We start from the raw sequence: 26,430 nt of genomic DNA on the forward strand, positions 1-26,430 counted from the left end.
TTACAAGTGTTCACTCAATCTGGTCGTATCAGCAATTAATAAGTCCCAGGTGATTGTATTGCCACACAGCCTCAGGTAGTCTGCTCAGCCATTAGCCAAAAAACATCGGCTTTATTGCGATAGATAGCGACCTAAGGTCCTAACCACTAGAGTATCATCGCCTTAGAGTCCCAACAGATTATTAACGGGTAGCCGCTAAACTGATGGTAAAAACAAGCAGTCAACACTTGAGAGCGGGAAATAATAACCCGAATGAGTGTACGCAAATTGAGGCGGAAGCAAGGCATAGTAACGCCACAACGACGCCAGAGATGCGCCGATTCATACAAGAATCGGAGCTCAGTGTCAGCCAATTATCTAAGATACTGAATATCAGTGAAGCTACCGTTCGCAAATGGCGCAAGCGCGACTCTGTCGAAAACTGTCCGAATACTCCACACCATCTCAATACCACGCTAACCCCCTTGCAGGAGTATGTGGTGGTTGGACTGCGCTATCAGCTGAAGATGCCATTAGACAAGCTCTTAAAAGCCACCCAGAAGTTTATTAATCCAAACGTGTCGCGTTCAGGGTTAGCAAGGTGCTTGAAGCGTTATGGCGTTTCAAGGGTCAGCGATATTCAAAGCCCCCATGTGCCTATGCGCTATTTCAACCAGATCCCCGTTACCCAAGGCAGCGATGTGCAAACCTACACCTTGCACTACGAAACACTCGCCCAAACCTTAGCCTTACCTAATAACGACGGTGACAATGTGGTCCAGGTAGTTTCACTCACCATTCCACCAAAACTGACCGAAGCAACACCCAGTTCAATTTTACTCGGCATCGATCCTCACAGCGACTGGATCTATCTCGACATCTATCAAGACGGCAATACCCAAGCCACTAACCGATATATGACCTATGTGCTAAAGCATGGTCCGTTCCATCTTCGAAAGTTACTCGTACGTAACTATCACACGTTTTTACAGCGCTTTCCTGGTGCGACGCCAAATCGCCACACCTCAAAAGATAAGCCTAAAACAATCAACAAGACGCCTGACACTCAGGCACCCAGTGGAGACTCATAATGAGCCAGACCTCTAAACCTACAAAGTCAGCTAAAGCGACTGAGCAAGCACAAGACTCACAAGCTGATTCACGCTTAAATAAGCGCCTTAAAGATATGCCAATTGCTATCGTTGGCATGGCAAGCATCTTTGCTAACTCTCGTTACTTAAATAAGTTTTGGGATCTGATTAGCGAAAAAATCGATGCCATCACCGAATTACCATCGACTCACTGGCAACCAGAAGAGTATTACGATGCCAATAAGAGCACTCCAGATAAGAGCTACTGTAAGCGCGGTGGCTTCTTGCCAGATGTCGACTTCAATCCAATGGAGTTTGGTCTGCCGCCAAATATCCTTGAGCTAACAGACTCATCACAGCTACTGTCACTTATCGTCGCTAAAGAAGTGCTGGCCGATGCGAACCTACCTGAAGGTTACGACAGAGATAAGATTGGTATCACTCTCGGTGTCGGTGGCGGTCAAAAAATTAGCCACAGCCTAACTGCACGTTTGCAGTACCCTGTACTGAAAAAAGTATTCGCTAACAGCGGCATTAGCGACGAAGACAGTGAAATGCTGATCAAAAAATTCCAAGATCAATATGTACACTGGGAAGAAAACTCATTCCCAGGATCACTTGGTAACGTAATTGCTGGCCGTATCGCCAACCGTTTTGACTTTGGTGGTATGAACTGTGTAGTCGATGCAGCCTGCGCAGGCTCGCTAGCTGCAATGCGCATGGCATTAACAGAGCTAACCGAAGGTCGCTCTGAAATGATGATCACAGGTGGTGTGTGTACCGATAACTCACCATCTATGTACATGAGTTTCTCTAAGACTCCAGCCTTTACCACTAACGAAACCATTCAGCCATTTGATATCGACTCAAAAGGTATGATGATTGGTGAAGGTATTGGCATGGTGGCGCTTAAGCGTCTTGAAGATGCCGAGCGCGATGGCGACCGCATTTACTCGGTCATTAAAGGTGTGGGTGCATCATCTGACGGTAAGTTCAAATCTATCTACGCCCCTCGCCCATCTGGCCAAGCTAAAGCACTTAACCGCGCCTATGATGACGCAGGTTTTGCGCCGCACACTTTAGGTCTGATTGAAGCACACGGAACAGGTACTGCAGCGGGTGACGCAGCTGAATTCGCCGGCCTTTGCTCAGTATTTGCTGATGGTAACGATAGCAAGCAGCACATTGCGCTAGGCTCTGTTAAATCACAAATTGGCCATACTAAATCAACCGCGGGTACTGCAGGTTTAATCAAAGCGGCATTGGCTCTGCACCACAAAGTGCTACCTGCTACGATTAACGTCAGTCTGCCAAGTCCCAAGCTTGATATCGAAAACTCGCCGTTTTACCTAAATACTGAAACCCGCCCATGGCTGCCACGTGTTGATGGTACGCCGCGCCGTGCAGGTATTAGCTCATTTGGTTTTGGTGGCACTAACTTCCACTTCGTACTCGAAGAGTACAACCAAGAGCACAGCCGTACTGACCGCGAAAAAGCCAAATATCGTCAACGCCAAGTTGCGCAAAGCTTCCTTGTTAGCGCCAGCGATAAAACGGCACTGATTAACGAGCTAAACATACTAGCAGCATCAGCAGACCAAGCAGAATTTATCCTCAAAGATGCTGCCGCAAACTACGGCGTGCGTGAGCTTGATAAAAAAGCGCCACGTATAGGTTTGGTTGCTAGCACGGCTGATGAATTAGCAGGTCTACTTAAACAGGCTATTGCTAAGCTAACTGCAACTGATGACACGTCTTGGCAACTTCCAGGTGGCACCAGCTACCGCGCTGCAGCAGTAGAGGGCAAAGTTGCCGCACTGTTTGCTGGCCAAGGTTCACAATACCTCAATATGGGCCGCGAGCTAGCTTGTTATTACCCAGAGATGCGCCAGCAATTTGTCACCGCTGATAAAGTCTTCGCCGCCAATGAGAAGACTCCGCTTTCACAAACTCTTTATCCAAAGCCTGTATTTAATAAAGATGACTTAAAAGCACAAGAAGCAATTCTGACCAATACCGCCAATGCCCAAAGTGCTATCGGCGCGATTTCAATGGGTCAATACGCCTTATTCAGCGCTGCGGGCTTTAATGCTGATATGGTAGCGGGTCACAGCTTTGGTGAGCTAAGTGCACTATGTGCAGCAGGTGTTATCAGCTCTGATGATTACTACAAGTTAGCCTTTGCCCGTGGCAATGCCATGGCTACTAAAGCTGAAGCCAAAGATGGCGTTAAGGCAGATGCTGGTGCCATGTTTGCAATCATAACCAAGAGCGCTGCAGATCTTGAAACCGTTGAAGCCACTATCGCAAAATTTGATGGGGTAAAAGTCGCTAACTATAACGCGCCAACTCAATCTGTGATTGCTGGCCCAACAGCCACTACCGCTGATGCGGCTAAAGCCCTAAGTGAGCTTGGTTACAAAGCGATTAACCTGCCAGTATCAGGTGCATTCCACACTGAACTTGTTGGTCACGCCCAAGCGCCATTTGCTAAAGCGATTGATGCAGCCAAGTTTACTAAAGCTAGCCGAGCGCTTTACTCAAATGCAACTGGCGGACTTTATGAAAGCACTGCTGCAAAGATTAAAGCCTCGTTTAAGAAACATATGCTTCAATCAGTGCGCTTTACTAGCCAGCTTGAAGCCATGTACAAGGATGGCGCTCGTGTATTTGTTGAGTTTGGACCAAAGAACATCTTACAAAAATTAGTTCAAGGCACGCTTGCTAACACTGAAAATGAAGTTTGCACCATCTCTATCAACCCAAATCCTAAGGGTGATAGTGACGTGCAACTTAAGCAAGCGGCAATGCAGCTTGCTGTTTCAGGTGTCGTGCTAAGTGAAATTGACCCGTACCAAGCCGATATCGCCGCGCCTGCTAAAAAGTCACCTATGAGTATTTCGCTAAACGCTGCTAACCATATCAGCAAAGCGACTCGCGCTAAGATGGCTAAGTCTTTAGAAACAGGCAGCGTCACTTCACTCATCGAGCATGTGGTTGAAGAGAAAATCGTTGAAGTTGAAAAATTAGTTGAAGTTGAAAAAATCGTAGAAAAAGTGGTTGAAGTTGAGAAGATTGTTGAGGTTGCCGCCCCGACTAGTTCAACTCAAGCCAATGCAGTTCAAACCAGTTCAGTAGTCGCTCCCGTAATAGAGAACCAAGTCGTGTCTAAAAACAGTAAGTCAGCAGCTCATAGCGTTAGCAGTGATGCATTAAATAACTTCTTTGCCGCGCAGCAACAAACCGCGCAGTTGCATCAGCAGTTCTTGGAGATCCCGCAGCAATACGGCGAGACTTTCACTACCTTAATGACTGAACAAGCTAAGTTGGCAAGCTCTGGTATTGCTATTCCAGAAAGCCTCCAGCGTTCAATGGAGCAATTCCACCAGTTACAAGCACAAACATTGCAAAGCCACACCCAGTTCCTTGAGATGCAAGCGGGTAGCAATATTGCGGCATTGAACCTGCTTAACGGCAGCCAAGCAACTTACGCTCCTGTCATTCACAATGAAGCTATTCAAACCCAAGTGGTTCAAAGCCAAGTTGTTGCTCAACCTGCGATTGCAGCGCCGGTTAACACTGCGCCTGTGCAGCCTACTCAAGCTCCACAAGCACAGCCTGCACCGGTAACGGCACCTGCACAGACCGCACCAGTACAACCTGCTCCAGTGGTGAATGCACCAACAGCACAAGTTGCTCGTCAAGCAGCACCAGCTCAAGCTGCTATCGTTCCGACCCATACAAGTGTTGCTGCTACAACGCCTTCAGCCTTGAGCGCTGAAACAGCCTTGAGCCCGCAAACAGCCTTGAGCTCAAATTCAGCCTTGAGCGCTGCAAAAGTTCAAGCCACCATGCTTGAAGTGGTTGCTGAAAAGACTGGCTACCCAACTGAAATGCTAGAGCTTGAAATGGATATGGAAGCCGACTTAGGCATCGATTCAATCAAGCGTGTAGAAATTCTTGGCACAGTACAAGATGAGCTACCGGGTCTACCTGAGCTTAGCCCTGAAGATTTAGCTGAGTGTCGCACACTGGGCGAAATCGTAGCGTACATGAACAGCAAACTTTCATCTGTTCCAGTTACTGCTTCTGCGGCTATTGCACCAGCTGTAAACGGTTTGAGCGCTGAAAAAGTGCAAAGCACTATGATGTCAGTGGTTGCTGAAAAGACTGGCTACCCAACTGAAATGCTAGAACTTGGCATGGATATGGAAGCCGATTTAGGCATCGATTCAATCAAGCGCGTTGAAATTCTTGGCACAGTACAAGATGAGCTACCGGGTCTACCTGAGCTTAGCCCAGAAGATCTAGCCGAGTGTCGTACGCTTGGTGAAATCGTCGACTATATGGGAAGCAAGCTTCCAGCTGAAGGCTCTATGAACTCTCAGCTGTCTACAAGTGCCGCTGCTGCGACTCCTATAGCGAATGGTCTCTCTGCGGAGAAAGTGCAGGCGACTATGATGTCTGTGGTTGCTGAAAAGACTGGCTACCCAACTGAAATGCTAGAACTTGGCATGGATATGGAAGCAGACCTTGGTATCGACTCTATCAAGCGTGTTGAAATTCTTGGTACAGTTCAAGATGAGCTACCGGGTCTACCTGAGCTTAGCCCAGAAGATCTAGCCGAGTGTCGTACCCTTGGTGAAATCGTCGACTATATGGGCAGTAAACTGCCGGCTGAAGGCTCTATGAACTCTCAGCTGTCTACAAGTGCCGCCGCGGCGCAAGTGTCTCAATCGAACACTGCACCTGCTGCGACCGGTACAGCCCTGAGCGCTGAAAAAGTGCAAAGCACCATGATGTCTGTGGTTGCAGAAAAGACGGGTTACCCAACAGAAATGCTAGAACTTGGCATGGATATGGAAGCCGATTTAGGCATCGATTCTATCAAGCGCGTTGAAATTCTTGGCACTGTCCAAGATGAGCTACCGGGTTTACCTGAGCTTAATCCAGAAGATCTAGCTGAGTGTCGTACGTTAGGCGAAATCGTTAGCTACATGAACTCTAAGCTGTCTACAAGTGCAGCTGAAGGCTCTGCTAATACAAGTGCCGCTGCGTCTCTTAATGTTGGTGCCGCTGCAGCGCCTCAAGCAACAGCTATTCCTGCAGCGAATGCTCTTTCTGCTGACAAGGTACAGGCGACTATGATGTCTGTGGTTGCCGAAAAGACTGGCTACCCAACTGAAATGCTAGAACTTGGCATGGATATGGAAGCCGATTTAGGTATCGACTCAATTAAGCGCGTAGAAATTCTTGGCACTGTACAAGATGAGCTACCAGGTTTACCTGAGCTTAATCCAGAAGATCTAGCAGAGTGTCGTACGCTAGGCGAAATCGTTAGCTATATGAACTCTAAACTGGCTGACGGCTCTAAACTTTCTACAAGTGCAGCTGAGGGCTCTGCTAATACAAGTGCAGCAAATGCTTCAAAGCCAGCAGCAATATCGGCAGAAGCAACAGTAGAGCTTCCTCCTCATAGCGAGGTAGCGCTAAAAAAGCTTAATGCGGCGGACAAGCTAGAAAATTGTTTCGCCGCAGACGCAAGTGTTGTGATCAACGATGATGGTCACAACGCAGGTGTTTTAGCTGAGAAACTAATTAAACAAGGTCTTAAAGTTGCCGTTGTGCGTTTACCTAAAGGTCAGCCTCAATCGCCACTTTCAAGTGACGTTGCCAGCTTTGAACTTACCTCAAGCGATGAGTCTGAGCTAGAGACAAGTATTGCTGCAGTTATCGCGCAGATTGAAACTCAGGTTGGCACTATTGGTGGCTTTATCCACTTGCAACCAGAAGCGAATACCGCTGAGCAAACAGCAGTTAACCTAGATGTACAAAGCTTTACTCACGTGAGCCATGCATTCTTGTGGGCTAAGCTGTTACAACCAAAGCTAGTTGCAGCAGCAGACGCTCGTCGCTGTTTTGTAACAGTAAGCCGTATCGACGGTGGCTTTGGTTACTTAAATACTGACGCTTTAAAAGGTGCAGAACTTAACCAATCAGCACTTGCAGGCTTAACTAAAACCTTAAGCCATGAATGGCCACAGGTTTTCTGTCGTGCGCTCGATATTGCAACAGATGTTGGTGCAACTCATTTAGCCGATGCGATCACTAGCGAACTATTTGATAGCAATGCTCAACTTCCTGAAGTGGGTATCTCTTTCGGTAAAAAAGATGAGCTAACTCGAGTGACCTTAGTTGCCGGAGAAGCTGCAGATAAAACAGCAAAAGCTGAGCTTTACAGTACAGATAAAATACTGGTGACCGGGGGCGCAAAAGGCGTAACCTTCGAATGTGCACTAGCACTGGCTAAACGTACTCAGTCGCACTTTATCTTAGCAGGCCGTAGTGAATTACAAGCTTTGCCAAGCTGGGCTGCAGGTAAGCAAACCAGCGAGCTAAAGTCAGCGGCAATCGCTCATATTATCTCTACAGGTCAAAAGCCAACGCCAAAGCAAGTTGAATCAGCGGTGTGGCCAGTACAAAGCAGCATTGAGATTAATGCAGCCCTAGCCGCCTTTAGCGAGGTTGGTGCATCAGCTGAATACGTCAGCATGGATGTTACCGACAGCGTAGCAATCACAGCAGCACTTAATGGTCGCTCAAATGAGATCACTGGTCTTATTCACGGCGCTGGCGTGTTAGCCGATAAGCATATTCAAGACAAGACTCTTGCTGAACTTGCACGGGTTTATGGCACTAAAGTTAACGGCCTAAAAGCGCTACTAGCGGCACTTGAGCCAAGTAACATCAAACTGCTAGCCATGTTCTCATCTGCTGCGGGTTTTTACGGTAATACCGGCCAAAGCGATTATGCGATGTCAAACGACATTCTTAACAAGGCAGCGTTGCAGTTCACTGCACGTAATCCACAAGCTAAAGTCATGAGCTTTAACTGGGGTCCTTGGGATGGCGGCATGGTTAACCCTGCGCTTAAAAAGATGTTTACCGACCGTGGCGTATACGTCATTCCACTTAAAGCGGGCGCAGAGCTATTTGCGACTCAGCTATTAGGTGAAACAGGCGTACAGTTGCTAATTGGTACATCAATGCAAGGCGGAAGCGACACAAAAGCAACTGAGACTGCTTCTGTAAAAAAGCTTAATGCGGGTGAGGTGCTAACAACATCGCATCCGCGTGCTGGTGCACAAAAAACACCACTGCAAGCTGTCACTGCTACGCGTCTGTTAACCCCTAGTGCCATGGTCTTCATTGAAGATCACCGCATTGGCGGTAACAGCGTGCTGCCAACGGTATGTGCTATTGACTGGATGCGTGAAGCGGCGAGCGATATGCTTGGCGCTCAGGTAAAAGTCATAAATTACAAACTGCTAAAAGGTATTGTATTTGAAACCGATGCTGCTCAAGAGTTAACCCTTGAGCTAACGCCAACAGGTGAAGATGCAACACTGAATGCGTTGATCAGCAGTAATGGCCGCCCACAATATCAAGCAACACTTGTAGGTAACATAACCACTGAGCACGCTAGCAAGCAGTTTAACTTAAGCAAAGCTAAGATGATCACCACTGCGAAGGAACTTTATAGTAACGGCACCTTGTTCCACGGGCCGCGTCTACAAGGGATCCAATCTGTAGTGCAGTTTGATGAGCAAAGCTTGATCGCGAAAGTGGCATTACCGCAGGTAAAGCTTAGCGATTGTGGTGAGTTCTTGCCGCAAGCCCATGTGGGTGGTAGTCAGCCTTTTGCTGAGGATTTGCTACTGCAAGCCATGCTGGTTTGGGCAAGACTGAAAACTGGTGCGGCAAGTTTGCCATCAAGCATTGGTGAGTTTATCTCAAACCAGCCAATGGCCTTTGGCGAAACCGGTACCATTGAGCTTGAAGTGATTAAGCACAACAAACGCTCACTTGAAGCCAATGTTGCGCTATATCGCGAAAACGGCGAATTAAGTGCCATGTTTAAGTCGGCTAAAATCACTATTAGCAAAAGCTTAAATCCAGCATTTTTACCTGCAGCACTAGTAAACGACAGTGAGGCGAATTAGTGGAACAAACGCCTAATACAAGTGTGATGCCACTTCGCATCGCACTTATCTTACTACCTGCGCCGCAGTTTGATATTAACACTGTCGAGCAGTCAGTTTTAGCGAGCTATCAAACAGTGCAGCCAGAGCTAAACGCTCTGCTTAACAGTGCACCGACACCTGAAATGCTCAGCATCACTATCTCTGATAATAGCGATGCAAACAGCTTTGAGTCGCAGCTAAATACTGCGACCAATGCTATTAACAATGGCTATATCGTCAAGCTTGCTACAGCAACTCATGCCTTATTAATGCTGCCAGCATTAAAAGCGGCGCAAATGCGGATCCACCCTCATGCGCAGCTTGCGGCTATGCAGCAAGCTGAAGTTACGCAAATGAATCAAGTGTCTGATGATCTACAGCCAGGCTCTCAAGCCCTGTCTCATGCACTGTCTAATGCGCTGAGCCAGGCCAAACGTAGCTTAAGTGATGTTAGCGTGAATGAGTGTTTTGAACACCTCAATAGTGAACAACAGTTCACAGAGGTTTATTCGCTTATTCAGCAGCTTGCTAGTCGAACCCATGTGAGAAAGGCTGTTAACCAAGGTGTGGAACTTGGCCCTAAACAGGCTAAAAGCCATTACTGGTTTAGCGAGTTTCATCAAAACCGCGTTGCCGCCATCAACTTTGTTAATGGCCAACAAGCAACAAGTTATGTGTTAACCCAAGGCACAGGCTCATTAGTGCCTAAGTCGATGCTAAACAGCCAAAGATTAATGTTTATCTTGCCCGGCAATAGTGAGCAAGATATTGCAGCATCGATAGCTAAGCTAATGCAGCAATTAGCGAGCTTACAGGTAGCAGAGACTGTTGAGCTTTCTCTAGAGTATCAGCAAGTACTGCTCAGCATAATGCATGACAATCTAGTTAACGTAGCGAGACTGTTTAATAGCCATAATAAGCCCGCTTATCAGGCTGTTATTCAAGCGAACTCATTCGCCGCGGCGAAGCAAGAGTTGGCGGCACTTAACGATGCCTTGACCTCACTTTTTGCCGAGCAAGCAAACGCCACGTTAACTAACAAAGGCTTAATCCAATACAAAACCCCAGCCGGTAGTTATTTGACCCTAACGCCGCTAGGCAATAAAGACGCTCAAGCTGGCCTTGCCTTTGTCTATCCAGGTGTGGGTACGGTTTATGCCGATATGCTTAATGAATTGCATCAATACTTCCCTGCGCTTTACGCCAAACTTGAGCGTGAAGGCGATTTAAAGTCAATGCTACAAGCCGAGCATATTTATCACTTAGATCCTAAACATGCCGCCAATATGAGCTTAGGTGATTTAGCGATTGCAGGCGTGGGTAGTAGCTACTTGTTAACGCAATTGCTAACCGATGAGTTTAACATTAAGCCCAATTTTGCTTTAGGTTACTCAATGGGTGAAGCGTCGATGTGGGCAAGCTTAGGCGTATGGAAAAACCCTCACGCACTGATCAGTAAAACTCAAACCGACCCGCTGTTCACTTCGGCAATCTCCGGCAGATTGACGGCAGTTAGACAGGCTTGGCAGCTGGATGACACAGCTCCAGAGATCCAGTGGAATAGCTTTGTCGTTAGAAGTGAAGCCGCGCCAATTGAGGCATTACTAAAAGATTACCCGCATGCTTACCTCGCGATTATTCAAGGTGATACCTGCGTAATAGCAGGCTGTGAAACCCAGTGTAAAGCACTGCTTGCAGCACTTGGTAAACGCGGCATTGCGGCAAATCGCGTAACGGCAATGCATACGCAACCTGCGATGCAAGAGCATCAAAACGTGATGGATTTTTATCTGCAACCGTTAAAAGCTGAGCTTCCTAGTGAAATAGGCTTTATCAGCGCCGCAGATTTAAATCAGCCTCAAGGGCAAAGCATTAGCAGCAGCGCACTAAACAGCCAAGTGGTAGCAAAGTCGATTGCTGATACTTTTTGCCAGACATTAGATTTTACAGGGCTAGTTCACTACGCCCAACATCAGGGCGCTAATCTGTTTGTTGAAATCGGTGCTGATAGACAAAACTGCACCTTGATAGACAAGATTGCTAAACAAGATAGTGCCAGCATTGCAAAACATCAGCCTTGCTGCACTGTGCCAATGAACGCTAAGGGTAGCCAAGACATTACCAGCGTGATTAAGGCTATAGGCCAATTAATTAGCCATAACGTGCCGTTATCGCTGCAACCATTTATTGATGGACTCAAGCGCGAGCTAGCGCATTGCCAATTAATCGCCCAGTCGGCGGCAAAGCAGTCAACTGCGATTGAGTCTAACCAAGACCATTTACTTCAAGGGGAAGTCTAATGTCATTACCAGACAATGCTTCTAACCCTCTTTCCCAAAGTGGAAAAGGCGCGACTAACGCAAGTAAAACCAGTAAACAAAGCAAAATCGCCATCGTCGGTCTTGCCACTCTGTATCCCGATGCAAAATCGCCGCAAGAATTTTGGCAGAACCTGCTGGATAAACGCGATTCTCGCAGCACCTTAACCGATGAAAAGCTCGGTGCTAGCAGCAGCGACTATCAAGGTGTACAAGGTCAGTCCGACCGCTTTTATTGTAATAAAGGTGGCTATATTGAGAACTTTCAATTTAACCCTGCTGGCTACAAGCTGTCAGAGCAAAGCTTAAATGGCTTAGATGACAGCTTCCTTTGGGCGCTAGACACCAGCCGCAACGCGCTGATTGATGCCGGAATAGATATCAATGGCGCAGATTTGAGCCGCGCGGGGGTGGTGATGGGCGCATTGTCGTTCCCAACCACCCGCTCTAACGATCTATTTTTGCCTATCTATCACCGCGCAGTTGAAAAAGCCCTGCAAGATAAACTGGGCGCCAAGGCGTTTAAACTCAGCGCGACTAACGCCCATACAGCTCGAGCGGCAAACGAAACTAGCCTAAATGCTGCCAATGGTACCATTGCCCATAACAGCTCTAAAGTAGTTGCCGATGCACTTGGCCTTGGCGGCGCGCAGTTAAGTCTTGATGCCGCCTGTGCAAGTTCGGTGTACTCATTAAAACTTGCCTGTGATTACTTAAGCACAGGCAAAGCCGATATCATGCTGGCTGGCGCAGTATCAGGTGCGGATCCTTTCTTTATTAACATGGGTTTCTCAATCTTTCACGCCTACCCAGATCACGGTATTTCAGTGCCGTTTGATGCTAGCAGCAAAGGTTTGTTTGCCGGCGAAGGCGCTGGCGTATTAGTGCTTAAACGTCTTGAAGATGCTGAGCGCGATAACGACAAAATCTATGCGGTTGTCAGCGGCGTTGGTCTTTCAAACGACGGTAAAGGTCAGTTTGTTTTAAGCCCGAACCCTAAAGGTCAGGTAAAAGCATTTGAACGCGCCTATGCCGCCAGTGACATTGAGCCAAAAGACATTGAAGTCATTGAGTGCCACGCAACAGGTACGCCGCTGGGTGATAAGATTGAGCTCACTTCAATGGAAACCTTCTTTGAGGACAAGCTGCAAGGTACTGATGCACCGCTAATTGGTTCAGCCAAGTCTAACTTAGGCCACCTATTAACCGCAGCGGGCATGCCGGGGATCATGAAAATGATCTTCGCCATGAAAGAAGGTTACCTGCCGCCAAGTATCAACATCAGTGATGCTATCGCTTCACCAAAAAAACTGTTTGGCAAACCAACCCTGCCTAGCATGGTTCAAGGCTGGCCAGATAAACCATCGAATAATCATTTTGGTGTGAGAAGTCGTCACGCTGGCGTATCGGTATTTGGCTTTGGTGGTTGTAATGCGCACCTATTGCTTGAGTCATACAATGGCAAAGGGACTGTAAAGACAAAACCCACTCAAGCCCCGCGTCAAGCCGAGCCGCTAAAAGTGGTTGGCCTTGCCTCACACTTTGGTCCGCTTAGCAGTATCAATGCATTCAACAACGCCGTGACTCAAAATGGTAACGGCTTTATCGAACTACCGAAAAAGCGCTGGAAAGGCCTTCAAAAGCACAGTGAATTACTGGCTGAGTTTGGATTAGCAGCGGCGCCAAAAGGCGCTTATGTCGATAACTTCGAGCTGGACTTTTTACGCTTTAAACTGCCACCTAACGAAGATGACCGTTTGATCTCACAGCAGCTAATGCTAATGCGAGTGACAGACGAAGCGATTCGTGATGCCAAGCTAGAGCCTGGACAGAAAGTTGCGGTATTAGTCGCAATGGAAACCGAGCTTGAACTGCATCAGTTCCGCGGCCGCGTTAACTTGCATACTCAGCTAGCACAAAGCCTTGCTGCTATGGGAGTCCGTTTATCAACTGATGAATACCAAGCCCTTGAAGCCATCGCCATGGACAGCGTACTCGATGCTGCCAAGCTCAATCAGTACACCAGCTTTATTGGTAATATTATGGCGTCACGCGTGGCGTCACTTTGGGACTTTAATGGCCCAGCCTTCACTATTTCAGCCGCAGAGCAATCTGTGAGTCGCTGTATTGATGTGGCGCAAAACCTCATCATGGAAGACAACCTAGATGCAGTGGTCATTGCTGCAGTTGATCTATCAGGTAGCTTTGAGCAAGTCATTTTAAAGAACTCTGTAGCGCCAGTAGCCCTTGAGCCTAACCTTAATTCTACTGCTACTGAGTGGAATGTGGGTGAAGGTGCTGGCGCGGTAGTGCTTGTTAAAGATGAAGCGACATCGGGCTGCTCATACGGCCAAATTGATGCGCTTGGATTTGCTAAAACTGCCGAAACCGCTTTAGCCACCGACAAGTTACTGAGCCAAACTGCCACCGACTTTAATACGGTTAAAGTGATTGAAACCATGGCAGCACCTGCTAGCCAAATTCAATTAGCGCCAATGGCAAGCACTCAGATTATTCATGCCGCTGCTGAGCAGCGTATTGGTCACTGTTTTGCTGCTGCGGGGATGGCAAGTCTATTACATGGCTTACTTAACTTAAATGCTGTAGCCCAAACCAATAAAGCTAATTGCGCGCTGATCAACAACATCAGTGAAAACCAATTATCACAGCTATTGATTAGCCAAACCGCTAGCGAACAACAAGCATTAACTGCGCGTTTAAGCAGTGAGCTTAAATCCGATGCTAAGCACCAGTTGGTTAAGCAAGTCACCTTAGGTGGCCGCGATATATACCAACATATTGTTGATACGCCGCTTGCAAGCCTTGACGCGATTAAGCAAAAGATGGCGCAAGCGACAGCATCGACCGTGGTCAACCAAGTTAAACCGATTAAGACCGCTGGCTCAGTCGAGATGGCTGGCTCATTCGAAACGGAAGGCTTAGCAGAGCCACAAATAACAATTGCAGCACAACAGACTGCAAACATTGGCGTCACCGCTCAGGCACCCAAACGTGAATTAGGTACCCCACCAATGACAACGAATACTATAAGCAATACAACAGACAAGACTCTCGATACTGTTACTGGCGATACTGCTACTGGAAATATTAGCACTGGCGATCTCGCTAGTTTCCAACACAATCAACAGCTCACTCAGCAAGCTCACTTAGCCTTTTTAGAAAGCCGCAATGCCGGCATGAAGGTCGCTGATGCCTTATTGAAGCAACAGCTAGCCCAAGTAACAGGGCAAACTATCGATAATCAGGCCGTCGATATTCAAGCCATCGATGCTCAAACTGCAACACTTGCTCCAACTCATACTCCAACACAAGCTGCACCAGTGCAAAACAGTGTTGTTGAGTTAAAGCCTGATCACGCTAATGTGCCGCCTTACACGCCGCCAGTACCAGCGTTAAAGCCGTGTATTTGGAACTATGCCGATTTAGTCGAGTACGCAGAAGGCGATATAGCTAAGGTATTTGGCAGTGATTATGCGATTATCGACAGCTACTCACGCCGCGTACGCCTACCAACCACAGACTATCTCCTAGTATCGCGCGTCACCAAACTTGATGCGACCATGGATCAGTTTAAGCCATGCTCAATGACCACTGAGTACGACATCCCTGTTGATGCGCCGTATCTAGTTGATGGGCAAATTCCATGGGCGGTAGCGGTTGAGTCTGGTCAGTGTGACTTAATGCTTATCAGCTACCTAGGCATCGACTTTGAAAACAAAGGCGAGCGTGTATATCGACTACTCGACTGTACCCTAACCTTCTTAGGCGACTTACCGCGTGGCGGCGACACACTGCGTTACGACATTAAGATCAACAACTATGCCCGCAACGGCGACACCTTATTGTTCTTCTTCTCGTATGAGTGTTTTGTTGGCGACAAGATGATCCTCAAGATGGATGGCGGTTGTGCTGGCTTCTTCACTGATGAAGAACTTGCCGACGGTAAAGGGGTTATTCGCACTGAAGAAGAGATTAAAGCTCGCAGCTTAGTGCAAAAGCAGCGCTTTAACCCACTACTTGATTGCCCTAAAACTCAGTTTAGCTATGGCGATATTCATAAGCTATTAACTGCTGATATTGCAGGTTGTTTTGGCCCAAGCCACAGTGGCGCCCACCAGCCGTCTCTTTGCTTCGCATCTGAAAAATTCTTGATGATTGAACAAGTCAGCAAGGTTGATCGCACTGGTGGCACATGGGGACTAGGTCTAATCGAAGGTCATAAACAACTTGAAGCAGACCACTGGTACTTCCCGTGTCACTTTAAGGGTGACCAAGTGATGGCTGGCTCATTGATGGCAGAAGGTTGTGGCCAGTTACTGCAGTTCTATATGCTGCACCTTGGTATGCACACCCAAACTCAAAATGGTCGCTTCCAGCCACTTGAAAATGCCTCACAGCAAGTACGTTGCCGCGGCCAAGTACTACCGCAATCTGGCGTGCTAACTTACCGTATGGAAGTGACTGAAATCGGTTTCAGCCCGCGCCCATACGCTAAAGCTAACATCGATATTTTACTCAACGGCAAAGCGGTTGTGGATTTCCAAAACCTAGGGGTGATGATTAAAGAGGAAGATGAGTGTACTCGTTATCCACTTTTGACCAACTCGGCTAACACAACAGGGACAACAACTGCTCAAGCGCCTGCGGCTTCTCTAAACAAAGAGTCGGAGCCTTCGGCGTCAGTTAATAAAGAGCCTTCAGCGTCTGGCAAAAAAGAATACCAACCAGCATCAGTCAACGCACCATTAATGGCGCAAATTCCAGATCTGACCAAGGAGCCAAACAAGGGCGTTATTCCAATTTCCCACGTTGAAGCGCCAATTACGCCAGACTACCCGAACCGAATACCTGATACCGTGCCGTTTACGCCGTATCACATGTTTGAGTTTGCCACGGGTAATATCGAAAACTGTTTCGGTCCAGAGTTCTCAATCTATCGCGGCATGATCCCGCCACGTACACCCTGTGGTGACTTACAGGTGACCACTCGTGTTATCGAAGTCAACGGTAAGCGCGGCGACTTTAAAAAGCCATCATCGTGTATCGCTGAATATGAAGTACCTGCAGATGCATGGTATTTCGATAAAAACAGCCACGGCGCAGTAATGCCGTACTCGATTTTAATGGAGATCTCACTGCAGCCTAACGGCTTTATCTCAGGTTACATGGGCACAACCCTTGGCTTCCCCGGCCTTGAGCTGTTCTTCCGTAACTTAGACGGTAGCGGTGAGCTGCTGCGTGAAGTTGACCTGCGCGGTAAAACCATCCGTAACGACTCACGTCTATTATCAACTGTTATGGCTGGGACTAACATCATCCAAAGCTTTAGCTTCGAGCTAAGCACAGATGGTGAGCCTTTCTATCGCGGCACTGCAGTATTTGGTTACTTCAAGGGTGATGCGCTTAAAGATCAGTTAGGTCTAGATAACGGCAAGGTCACCCAACCTTGGCATGTGGCCAATGGCGTTGCAGCAAGCACTAAGGTGAACTTGCTTGATAAGAGTTGCCGTCACTTTAACGCTCCAGCTAACCAACCACACTATCGCCTAGCCGGTGGCCAACTTAACTTTATCGACAGCGTAGAGATTGTCGATAATGGTGGCACCGAAGGTTTAGGTTACTTATACGCTGAGCGCACCATTGACCCAAGTGACTGGTTCTTCCAATTCCACTTCCACCAAGATCCGGTTATGCCAGGTTCACTCGGTGTTGAAGCGATTATTGAAACCATGCAGACTTACGCTATTAGTAAAGACTTAGGTGCTGGTTTCAAAAATCCTAAGTTTGGTCAGATTTTATCGAACATTAAGTGGAAGTATCGCGGTCAAATTAACCCGTTAAACAAGCAGATGTCGATGGATGTGAGCATTACTTCAGTCAAAGATGAAGCTGGTAAGAAAGTCATCACAGGTAATGCCAGCCTGAGTAAAGATGGTCTGCGCATATACGAAGTCTTCGATATAGCCATCTGCATCGAAGAGGCTTAAAACGAAGTTTTAAGCCTAAGTTAATGACTAAAGAGCAACACTTTAGTCATTAACCGCCTTATGAGCACAAGAATTCAAGATTAATTAATGTGAAAGAACCTGATAAACGGCTTCACATTGAACTAAAAGAATAAATAATTAAGGGTCTACAAATAATGAATCCTACAGCAACTAGCGAAATGCTGTCACCTTGGCCATGGGCTGTGACAGAGTCAAATATTAACTTTGACGTGCAAGTGATGGAGCAACAACTTAAAGATTTTAGCCGTGGCTGCTACGTGGTAAATCACAGCGAGAATGGTGTTGGTATCGCCCAGTCTGCACAAATCGTCTCTGAACATGCAGCAAATAACGCTAATCTACCTGTGAGCGCTTTTGCACCCGCCCTTGGCACCGAAAGCCTAGGCGACAGTAACTTCCGCCGAGTGCATGGCGTCAAATACGCCTATTATGCGGGCGCAATGGCGAATGGCATCTCTTCTGAAGAGCTAGTTATCGCACTGGGCAAAGCTGGTATTCTGTGTTCGTTCGGCGCAGCCGGTCTAATTCCTAGCCGCGTAGAAGCCGCGATTAATCGTATCCAAGCGGCGCTGCCAAATGGCCCGTATATGTTTAACCTTATCCATAGCCCAAGTGAGCCAGCGTTAGAACGTGGTAGCGTTGAGCTATTTTTAAAGCATAAGGTTCGCACCGTTGAAGCATCGGCGTTCTTAGGCCTGACCCCACAAATCGTTTATTACCGCGCAGCGGGTTTAAGCCGAGATAACAAGGGTAACGTGGTTATCGCTAACAAGGTTATCGCTAAAGTCAGCCGCACCGAAGTGGCTGAAAAATTCATGATGCCAGCACCCGCCAAGATGCTACAAAAGCTAGTCGATGACGGTTCAATCACGCCTGAGCAGATGGAACTAGCTTTGATGGTGCCTATGGCCGATGACATTACCGCAGAAGCCGACTCGGGTGGTCACACCGATAACCGTCCTTTGGTCACATTACTGCCGACTATTTTGGCACTGAAAGATGAGATCCAAGCAAAATTCAACTACCCAACGCCAATCCGCGTTGGTTGTGGCGGCGGTGTCGGCACTCCAGATGCAGCGCTTGCGACCTTTAATATGGGCGCTGCCTATATTGTTACTGGTTCGGTCAACCAAGCCTGTGTTGAAGCGGGTGCCAGTGAGCATACTCGTAAGCTACTAGCCACCACAGAGATGGCCGATGTGACTATGGCACCTGCTGCAGATATGTTCGAGATGGGCGTTAAATTGCAGGTGGTAAAGCGCGGTACGCTTTTCCCAATGCGCGCCAACAAGCTTTACGAGATCTATACTCGCTATGACTCAATTGAAGCTATTCCAGCTGATGAACGCGAAAAACTTGAGAAGCAGGTATTCCGCTCAAGCCTTGATGAGATCTGGGCCGGGACTGTTGCTCACTTTAATGAACGAGATCCTAAGCAGATTGAGCGTGCGACAGGTAACCCCAAACGTAAAATGGCACTGATTTTCCGTTGGTATTTAGGCCTTTCAAGCCGCTGGTCAAATTCTGGCGAAGTAGGCCGTGAGATGGATTATCAGATCTGGGCGGGTCCTGCACTTGGTGCCTTTAACCAGTGGGCCAAGGGCAGTTACTTGGATAACTACCAAGACCGCAACGCAGTCGATGTCGCTAAACACCTAATGTATGGCGCCGCTTACTTGAATCGTATTAACGCTTTGACTGCTCAGGGCGTTAAACTGCCGGCACAGCTACTGCGCTGGAAGCCTACTCAAAGAATGGCGTAGTCAGCTACTTAGATAATTAATTAACAAGCAAGACCGCAATGCGGTCGATGTTGCTAAACATCTAATGTATGGCGCCGCTTACTTAAGCCGCATCAACTCATTAACTGCTCAGGGCGTTAAACTGCCGGCACAGCTACTGCGCTGGAAGCCTACTCAAAGAATGGCGTAGTCAGCCTTGAGCGGCTTTTATAAAAAGACAAACCAACCCAAAAGCCACTAATTTGCATTAGTGGCTTTTTAGTTTGACACAATAGCTTTGCCTGTAAAAAAGAGCAGGCCAAACACCTGCTCTATCACGCGGCTTATCTAAAGCGCATCAACTCAAGCGTTCACCAAACAAGGCTCAGGACGTTAAACTGCCAGCACAGCTCCTGCGCTGGAAGCCGAGCCAAATAATGGCTTAAGAACAGCCTTGAGCGGCTTTGATAAAAAAACAAGCTAAGAAAAGCCACCGAACAGCTCTTATTTAACTAAGAGGTTCTGGTGGTTTTTAATCATAAGCCTTAACAAAAGATATAGGAGCCCTATCTTTTACTAAGGCAAGGTTATACTCTCGAAGTTATAAACTCCTCTTACATTGATATTGAAATACTGCCCCTGAGATACTGCAACTTCAAACTCTTCAATAACACTAACCGGCACTTCTCTATATCGGTATAAACCACCTTTAATAAAGTTCAAATCAAGCATTTCACTTTTCCTTGATGAGCCATAACTTGAAAATACTGATGATGAGGTTAGTGTTTGCTTATAAACAGGAACTGGGGTCATATTCATTACAATGTCAATAATCTGACTTGCTAAATGGCTAGCTTGTCCAGAAGGTAGAAGGTATGAATCAATTAGTCCATGTCCAGACCAATCATGCTTATTAAATTCTGTATCAAAATTTGAATCGATAGAACCAATAATATTTCTAACCCCCTGCATAATAAGGTCGTTATCATTAGTTAAGTGTCTAACTAAATTTTCATTACTCCCACCAAAGTCCCCTGCTACCGCTTCTGTAGGGTTTGCAACTCCAACTTGACCTAACATTGGGTATTGGCTCAACCTCCACCCTCCAGGAAAAGTAAATTGTGAATAAATAGTCTCTACGACTACATTTCCATAAAAGTTTCCTTGTGAATGAGATATTAAAACGGTTCGACTACAGCCTTCCATAACTCGACTTAGAGCAGAATAGGCTTGCCTGTAATCTTGCTCGTGGTTCATTTCAGGCAAAAACTGCCCCAACGCATCTGCTAATGTGTAAAGTAATACCTCATAGTTTTGCGTTCCAGCAGTGACAACATTACCAGTTAAAAATTGATTCATAACATCAAGGTAGCTAGCTAACTCCGTAGTAGATTCAGATTTTTCTTCTAGTTTTTGTTTCGTAACCTGAAGAATCTGAAATAAAGCTGCTTCATCATTGTTGTACGAGCCTTTTACGGCTCCTGCAGAAGGCATTTCTGAATTAAGATATTTTTCCTGAAACTTGGATAACTCCCTTTTATTATCAAGATAAGATGTATATGGTGTAAACATTCCATTAATATAAAAAAGACGAAGGAAATCAACGTAGTCTGCACACGACTTTGGTGCTGAAGCCACCGAAAGTGAGCATAAACATAAAATTGCAGCAATTATAAACTTCATATTTACTCACCTCCAATGTTTGCAATAAACTTGCAGGGTTCTCTCGGTACTTGGGGCTCATAATCATCACCAAGCACCTCATATAACAATTTTTGAGCCATTAAGAACTCTTGAAAACGCTCCTGTGTATTTACATATTTATGCTGATACCCATTAAACCCCTCTCTACTCCTAATATTCTGGCGGTTGCAAACACGTAAAGAAACAAGCTGGTCAGTAAGCATTGCCACCTCTTGAATAGATATTTCACCATTATCTATCTGTGCCATATCAAATAGTTTTCGATACAATTTTGCAGCCTGCAGCCCTAGATGGCGTAACATAGGGTCTGTATGTTCCATCACTACAAAAATTTCATAGTCATCCCTGATACCGTTAAAGTTTGAATCAACTCCATCAACAGATAAGTTTGCATTCTCATAATCAAGTTCAGGCAGTGCATAACCTATTGCTGGATGGGAAAAATCTTGCCATTGATGACCCCCTGTATTCGAGTCAGGTCTACCAAAGCCAAGCTTTTTAGCGAAATAGAATTTACCTTGATAACTTACAGCATTACCTAGAGGATAAAACTGACCGTAATGCCATTGCTCTATGTTGGTTAAAGCAACTTGATTCCACCACCATGAGTTTTTAGTTGGCATGCGGTTAACACTAGGGAATCTGGATACCCAGATATGATTTTGATAAGCAACTGTATCACCTCTTTTATAATACAGAACACTATCAAACGTGGGGTACTCAGCATAATCTAGAGCAAAAACAATACAGGGGAAAGTGAGTAATAAAGCGGTTACCTTAATCATTATAAATTCCTTTTATTTAATGATAGAAGTTAATAATTATTGGCTTTGGAATATCGGCCTAAAACCCAAAATGACTCGTCCATAAGTAGCATTAAAAGCATAGTTACTGACAAGTAAGATAGCCATATTAATTTACCAGCCAACTCAAAGAATGGCTTAAGGTCAGCCTTGAGCGGCTCGTAGAAAGTACCTTCAGCGGCTTTTATAAGAAGATAAACCAATCTAAAAGCCACTAATTTGCATTAGTGGCTTTTTTTACAACAACAGCCCTTCAGCCGTAGCTATGAACGTCGTTAACCATTGGCATAGTGCAGCGACTTAGAGAGCTCATTCAAAAACCAAACAAAACAGTAACGCAGTCGTTCTGACTCAGCATCGAATGAATAACCAGACTTCTTTTCATAGATCTTCTTAAAATCAACTGTCAGATCACGTTTCTTACACACAAGCCCAGCATAATATCTCGACCCTGAGTATGAATTGATCCCAAAGTAAGCCGACCTGTTGTAAAATTCTGGATACTCACCAATTATTGAGCTTTACTAGAGTAATACTCTGTTTTAAAAGGTTTCCCGCTATCATTCAATTAAAATCTCAAACCTTTAATCAGTTACAACTTAAGGTTTCGCTCGCTATTTTTGTCTTGTTTGCTGGCGCCGTGTTTGCCTACCGGATCTGGGTACAGGTTCCCGCTGTTGAACGCTCTTTATTAAAAGTCTCCGAACAGGAAATCGTCGCATTAAACTTCGCCTTCGAGCAGATGAGTAAGCCACTACATACCATTAATTACGACTATGCCGTTTGGGATAGAACCTACAGCTATATGAAATCAAAAAGTGTTGCTGCTAAGCGATATTACGAGCAACACGAATACCCTGATGACACCTTCAAAAGTTTAAAAGTCGATGGCGTGTTTATCTTCAATAATGAAAATAATATCGTTTTTAGTAAGGGGTTTCGCCATAATAGCGATGATGAAAAACTTCAATTTGATTTGATGGACTTTGCTCAATCTCCTGAAAATAAACTACTATCTCCTTTGAATAAAACCGCTCTGCCACCTCAAGAGCAGCCTTACTATCACCCCAGCAATGTACCGACAAAAAGTGGGCTTATTGCCACTAAATATGGCCCAGCCCTATACAATTCCAGCAGTATTTTACAGTCCAACCGTACTGGACCAATAATGGGCTATATCGTGTTTATCCGCTTGATTGATGATGAATTTATGGCAGAGTTATCTAGATACACAGCTGCAGGTGTCGAGATGCAAGAGGTCAACGACACAGATGACGTTGCCCAAATCCCCTATTTAGGCGCTGGCTTTCATTTAACGAAATTGCAGCCAACCTCAGAGCGTCTTGTGCGTAATATTGACGGTCAACCATTGATAAAATTTACCTTGTACCATACCAATACAGAGCCGCCTGCCATATTAGGTAGCGGTATCTATATCCTACTGGCAGAGATGACTGTCTTGTTATTATTAGCCTACTTCCTCTATTCGTATTTCTTAGTACGTCCGGTCAGAAAGCTTGCTATTGATATTGAAGAGATGGATAAGAGCCGAGAAATAAAAACCCTCAAACACCGCTACCCAATCACAGAGTTAGTGAATGTCGCCACTCACTTCAACGCACTTATGGGCACGATCCAAGAGCAAACTAAGTTACTCAACGAGCAAGTTTATATCGATAAACTAACCAATATCCCTAACCGCCGCGGCTTTGAGCAAAGGCTAGAGACCTATTGCCAACTGCTTGCTCGGCAGCAAATTGGCTTTACCCTGATTATTGCCGATGTGGATCACTTCAAAGAGTATAACGATACTCTTGGTCACTTAGCCGGTGATGAGGCGTTAATTAAAGTCGCCCAAACCCTGAGTCAGCAATTTTTCCGTGCCGACGACATATGTGCACGCTTTGGTGGCGAAGAGTTTATTATGCTAGTTAGAGATATTCCAGACGAGCCATTGATTAGAAAGCTCGACGGTATAAAGCAGGCCTTTGATAATTTAGCCTTCCCTCACCCCAACTCTACTGCCGCCGACCATGTCACAGTGAGTCTCGGAGTGTGTCGCGTGCAGGCGGTCGAAGGCTATGAATTTAAAGGTGCTGCAAACATCATAGGTCAACAAGCTGCATTAATGGCGGATAAGGCACTTTATCAAGCTAAGAATGCCGGACGCAATCAATACGCCAAGGTCACAATTTCAATCGATGAGATTGAAATCTTAGAGGCGAACATCCCAAGCAACCGCCTCTAACATTTCACTTAATAAGCCAATCCGCAAAAGGCTCTGTTACCCAGAGTCTTTGCTGCATGAGAGTAGTATAAGCGTTCCATAAGAGTGCCATTTAAGCCCAATTAGATAAACATAATGGGAAGCATAACTGATACTTTTAATATCGTTTTACTACTGCAGTTACTGCTAATAAGAGACAGGTGAGATCTCCAGCCTATGAACAGACCTACCTGGCAGTAACGGGGTACTCTGCTGAGTTGCATACTCATCAAACCCCGCTCGATAAAAATCCGATAGCGGATGACCCGACTGGCCACCGGGTATTGTCATAATGGCATTGGCTTCATCACCAGGCTGCACGATAAAACGTTGTGACGCGCCAAATGATGCACCTTGTACCGCAGGCATAAAGCTGTCACCAAAGCCTTCAACTATTGGCATATCCAGCAATGTGCTCAGTGCTGGAATTTGCTTAGAAAATGGGTGCTGGATCTTAAGTTGATTCACCTGACCCCAAGCTAAATCAGCTAGATCATTATGTTCACTGTATTTTTCTAAGCTGACTCGTTTAGCGTTAAGGTACATCTGCAATAAGTGACCAGACCAACTCACCTCTTCTATAGGTAACCAATCTGGATCTTGTGCGTTAATTAGCTGCCAGATCCCCGGTTCCAAATAACGCTTTATCGGCGACAGACTAAGTTGATATTTAGCCAGTTCAGTTTCTATCGGTGCAAAGGTCGTATCAATCACCATGCTTCTAAAGTGTCTCACTAATGTATAGCCTACTGAGTCGCTGCACGCACAGGCTTGCCATGAGTTAAGATACTCAATATCTTGTGCGAATCGCTCTGGCTGATCGCTCAATTGTTTAAGCAACAACTGCTGCCAAGGCAGTAAAAAACGCGCCTCATTATCCAGCTGTAATTGATAGAAGTCCTTGGCGGTGAAACGATCCGACTCGAATAGTCTATCTCGGATCTGCATACTGCGAGCGCCAAGCGCATAACCTCCGTCGCCTAGTTGCTTATGTTCTTCCACCGAGACTACACGAGAGTTTCCAGTCCATAAGCGGTTGCTTTCAGGGTTGATAACGTATGGTAAGTCAGCTTTATCATGCTGCCAATTTACACTCTGAAAGTCCGATGTTGCCATAGCAACATCACTTGGGTTTGTTCTCGATGGATAAGCGCCTGCAGGCTTCCAAGCGGCATTGCCATTTCGGTCCACCAGCAATAAATTTTGCACCGGGATCCCCATCGTCTCAGCAACAGCAATACCTTGTTTAACATTCCCGATGCTATCAAGCTCAATTAGCTGCATATCCACCGCATAATCGCTATGGCCAACCCAAGATAGCGCATACCTTTTATCGCCCACCTCTTTGACTGGGCCATAAGGTGACATCTCTATGGTATAGCTTACCTCTGAATCGGGTAACCCAATGGTTTCATGCTCAAAATAGGTCGGCGTTTGCTCATCGATTGCCACCCAATCCGCGGTATCGATATACGCATTGGTGAAGCCCCAAGCTACATCGCCATTACTGCCCACCACAATCGCAGGCGCGCCTGGCAAAGACACGCCTGTAACTTGCACCTCTTGCCCACCCTTTTGATAATTCAGTTGGGCGCGATACCAGATAATCGGCACAGCAAAAGACAGATGCATATCGTCTGATAACATAGCCTTACCATTAGCTGTTAAAGCTCCGGTAACCGCCCAGTTGTTGCTGCCGATATCGAGTGGTTCTGCGATCTCTTGGGATTGCGCCTGTGCGAGCAAGTTTGCTGAAAGTTGAGGAATAGGCAGTGGCACTAAGCTGAGTTCACTACCATCGAGGGAGGCTTGGTATTGGCTTGGCTGAATAAGAAAGTCAACCATCTGCTCGCCAAATAGCGCCTGCACTTGGGTTAGCGCTAAATCGCGCTTAATGGTGTTGCCTTGTAAATCCAGATACATGCTATAGATCACCAGCAAGCTATCTGCAGGTTGCCACGGCTTAGGCTCGGCTCCAGTTACTATGTACTCGAACGATGACAGGGTCTGCGCAGCAAGTGCGTCATTTACCCCTTGAGCGTATGTGGTCAGAACCTTTAAGTGTGCTGCATCGAGTTTAGTGATGATTCGCTCGGCGCGCTTACGTAATTGATGAAAACGACGACGCTTATCTAAGTCTAAGGCTTTTTCACCGAAGATCTCCGCTAGCTCTCCAGCTGAGTTGCGCCGTAGCAGATCCATTTGAAAGAATCTGTCCTGCCCATGAGCGTAACCTAAGCCATAGGCCGCATCTTGCCGGTCAGCGGCGTGAATAATTGCCGTGCCAAGTCTATCTCGCTCAAGACTCACTTTTTGCTTAACGTTTTCGCTCGCTAAGTTCTTATCGAGCGCTGGCAAGCTCAAAAATAACGTTAAGTACAAGCCAGCTGAAACAGCAACGGCAACTGACGTGGTTCCAATGAGTGCTATTTTTATTATTTTATGCATCGCTTCTGCTATCCCTGCGCTAAAAATTAATCTAATGCATCATAAAC

At 46.3% G+C, this 26,430-nt stretch carries 10 protein-coding genes; 6 read left to right on the forward strand and 4 right to left on the reverse strand.

All coding sequences use genetic code 11. The features are described 5' to 3' along the window. Positions 1–203 precede the first annotated feature (203 nt). The 5 genes from Q1A86_RS04460 to pfaD all read left to right on the forward strand — a co-directional run bounded on the left by Q1A86_RS04460 (position 204) and on the right by pfaD (position 19,204). A complete protein-coding gene (locus Q1A86_RS04460) occupies positions 204–1,070 on the forward strand; it encodes a transcriptional regulator (RefSeq protein ID WP_299803356.1) in 867 nt (288 codons plus the stop codon). After that, positions 1,070–9,073, forward strand: coding sequence for an eicosapentaenoate synthase subunit PfaA (gene pfaA / locus Q1A86_RS04465; protein ID WP_299803358.1), 8,004 nt, complete (start codon positions 1,070–1,072; stop codon positions 9,071–9,073). Before Q1A86_RS04460 ends, pfaA begins: the two co-directional genes overlap by 1 nt. Beyond that, positions 9,073–11,394: an eicosapentaenoate synthase subunit PfaB gene (gene pfaB / locus Q1A86_RS04470; RefSeq protein ID WP_299803360.1), complete on the forward strand. Its 2,322-nt coding sequence runs from the start codon at positions 9,073–9,075 to the stop codon at positions 11,392–11,394. Before pfaA ends, pfaB begins: the two co-directional genes overlap by 1 nt. Further along, positions 11,394–17,420: an eicosapentaenoate synthase subunit PfaC gene (pfaC, locus tag Q1A86_RS04475; RefSeq protein WP_299803362.1), complete on the forward strand. Its 6,027-nt coding sequence runs from the start codon at positions 11,394–11,396 to the stop codon at positions 17,418–17,420. Before pfaB ends, pfaC begins: the two co-directional genes overlap by 1 nt. A 155-nt stretch (positions 17,421–17,575) precedes the next feature. Then, positions 17,576–19,204 (forward strand): eicosapentaenoate synthase subunit PfaD, encoded by a 1,629-nt coding sequence (gene pfaD, locus Q1A86_RS04480; protein ID WP_299803363.1) that lies wholly within the window; start codon positions 17,576–17,578, stop codon positions 19,202–19,204. Positions 19,205–19,738: 534 nt separating this feature from the next. On the opposite strand, the gene Q1A86_RS04485 is transcribed toward pfaD, so the two are convergent. The 3 genes from Q1A86_RS04485 to Q1A86_RS04495 all read right to left on the reverse strand — a co-directional run bounded on the left by Q1A86_RS04485 (position 19,739) and on the right by Q1A86_RS04495 (position 22,097). Beyond that, positions 19,739–20,845: a KTSC domain-containing protein gene (locus Q1A86_RS04485; RefSeq protein WP_299803364.1), complete on the reverse strand. Its 1,107-nt coding sequence runs from the start codon at positions 20,843–20,845 to the stop codon at positions 19,739–19,741. A gap of 2 nt (positions 20,846–20,847) precedes the next feature. Next, the gene (locus tag Q1A86_RS04490) at positions 20,848–21,651 is read right to left on the reverse strand and encodes a hypothetical protein (protein WP_299803367.1); all 804 of its coding nucleotides are present in this window, start codon (positions 21,649–21,651) and stop codon (positions 20,848–20,850) included. Positions 21,652–21,944: 293 nt separating this feature from the next. Beyond that, positions 21,945–22,097: a hypothetical protein gene (locus Q1A86_RS04495; RefSeq protein ID WP_299803369.1), complete on the reverse strand. Its 153-nt coding sequence runs from the start codon at positions 22,095–22,097 to the stop codon at positions 21,945–21,947. Positions 22,098–22,183: 86 nt separating this feature from the next. Here Q1A86_RS04495 and Q1A86_RS04500 point away from each other — a divergent pair, with 86 nt between their 5' ends. After that, positions 22,184–23,917, forward strand: a complete 1,734-nt coding sequence (locus Q1A86_RS04500) for a diguanylate cyclase (protein WP_299803372.1) — start codon at positions 22,184–22,186, stop codon at positions 23,915–23,917. 165 nt (positions 23,918–24,082) lie between these two features. Here the strand turns inward: Q1A86_RS04500 and Q1A86_RS04505 are convergent, their stop codons facing one another. Further along, a complete protein-coding gene (locus tag Q1A86_RS04505; protein ID WP_299803375.1) occupies positions 24,083–26,383 on the reverse strand; it encodes a penicillin acylase family protein in 2,301 nt (766 codons plus the stop codon). Between the last annotated feature and the right edge of the window lie 47 nt (positions 26,384–26,430).

Source organism: uncultured Shewanella sp., from assembly GCF_947497935.1.
Taxonomy (GTDB): domain Bacteria; phylum Pseudomonadota; class Gammaproteobacteria; order Enterobacterales; family Shewanellaceae; genus Shewanella.

Excerpts from the sequence above, each read along its gene's own strand:
- Q1A86_RS04460 (WP_299803356.1), top strand. The coding sequence starts at position 204 with ATGGTAAAAACAAGCAGTCAACACTTGAGAGCGGGAAATAATAACCCG.
- pfaA (WP_299803358.1), top strand. The coding sequence starts at position 1,070 with ATGAGCCAGACCTCTAAACCTACAAAGTCAGCTAAAGCGACTGAGCAA.
- pfaC (WP_299803362.1), top strand. The coding sequence starts at position 11,394 with ATGTCATTACCAGACAATGCTTCTAACCCTCTTTCCCAAAGTGGAAAA.
- pfaD (WP_299803363.1), top strand. The coding sequence starts at position 17,576 with ATGAATCCTACAGCAACTAGCGAAATGCTGTCACCTTGGCCATGGGCT.
- Q1A86_RS04485 (WP_299803364.1), bottom strand. The coding sequence starts at position 20,845 with ATGAAGTTTATAATTGCTGCAATTTTATGTTTATGCTCACTTTCGGTG.
- Q1A86_RS04490 (WP_299803367.1), bottom strand. The coding sequence starts at position 21,651 with ATGATTAAGGTAACCGCTTTATTACTCACTTTCCCCTGTATTGTTTTT.
- Q1A86_RS04505 (WP_299803375.1), bottom strand. The coding sequence starts at position 26,383 with ATGCATAAAATAATAAAAATAGCACTCATTGGAACCACGTCAGTTGCC.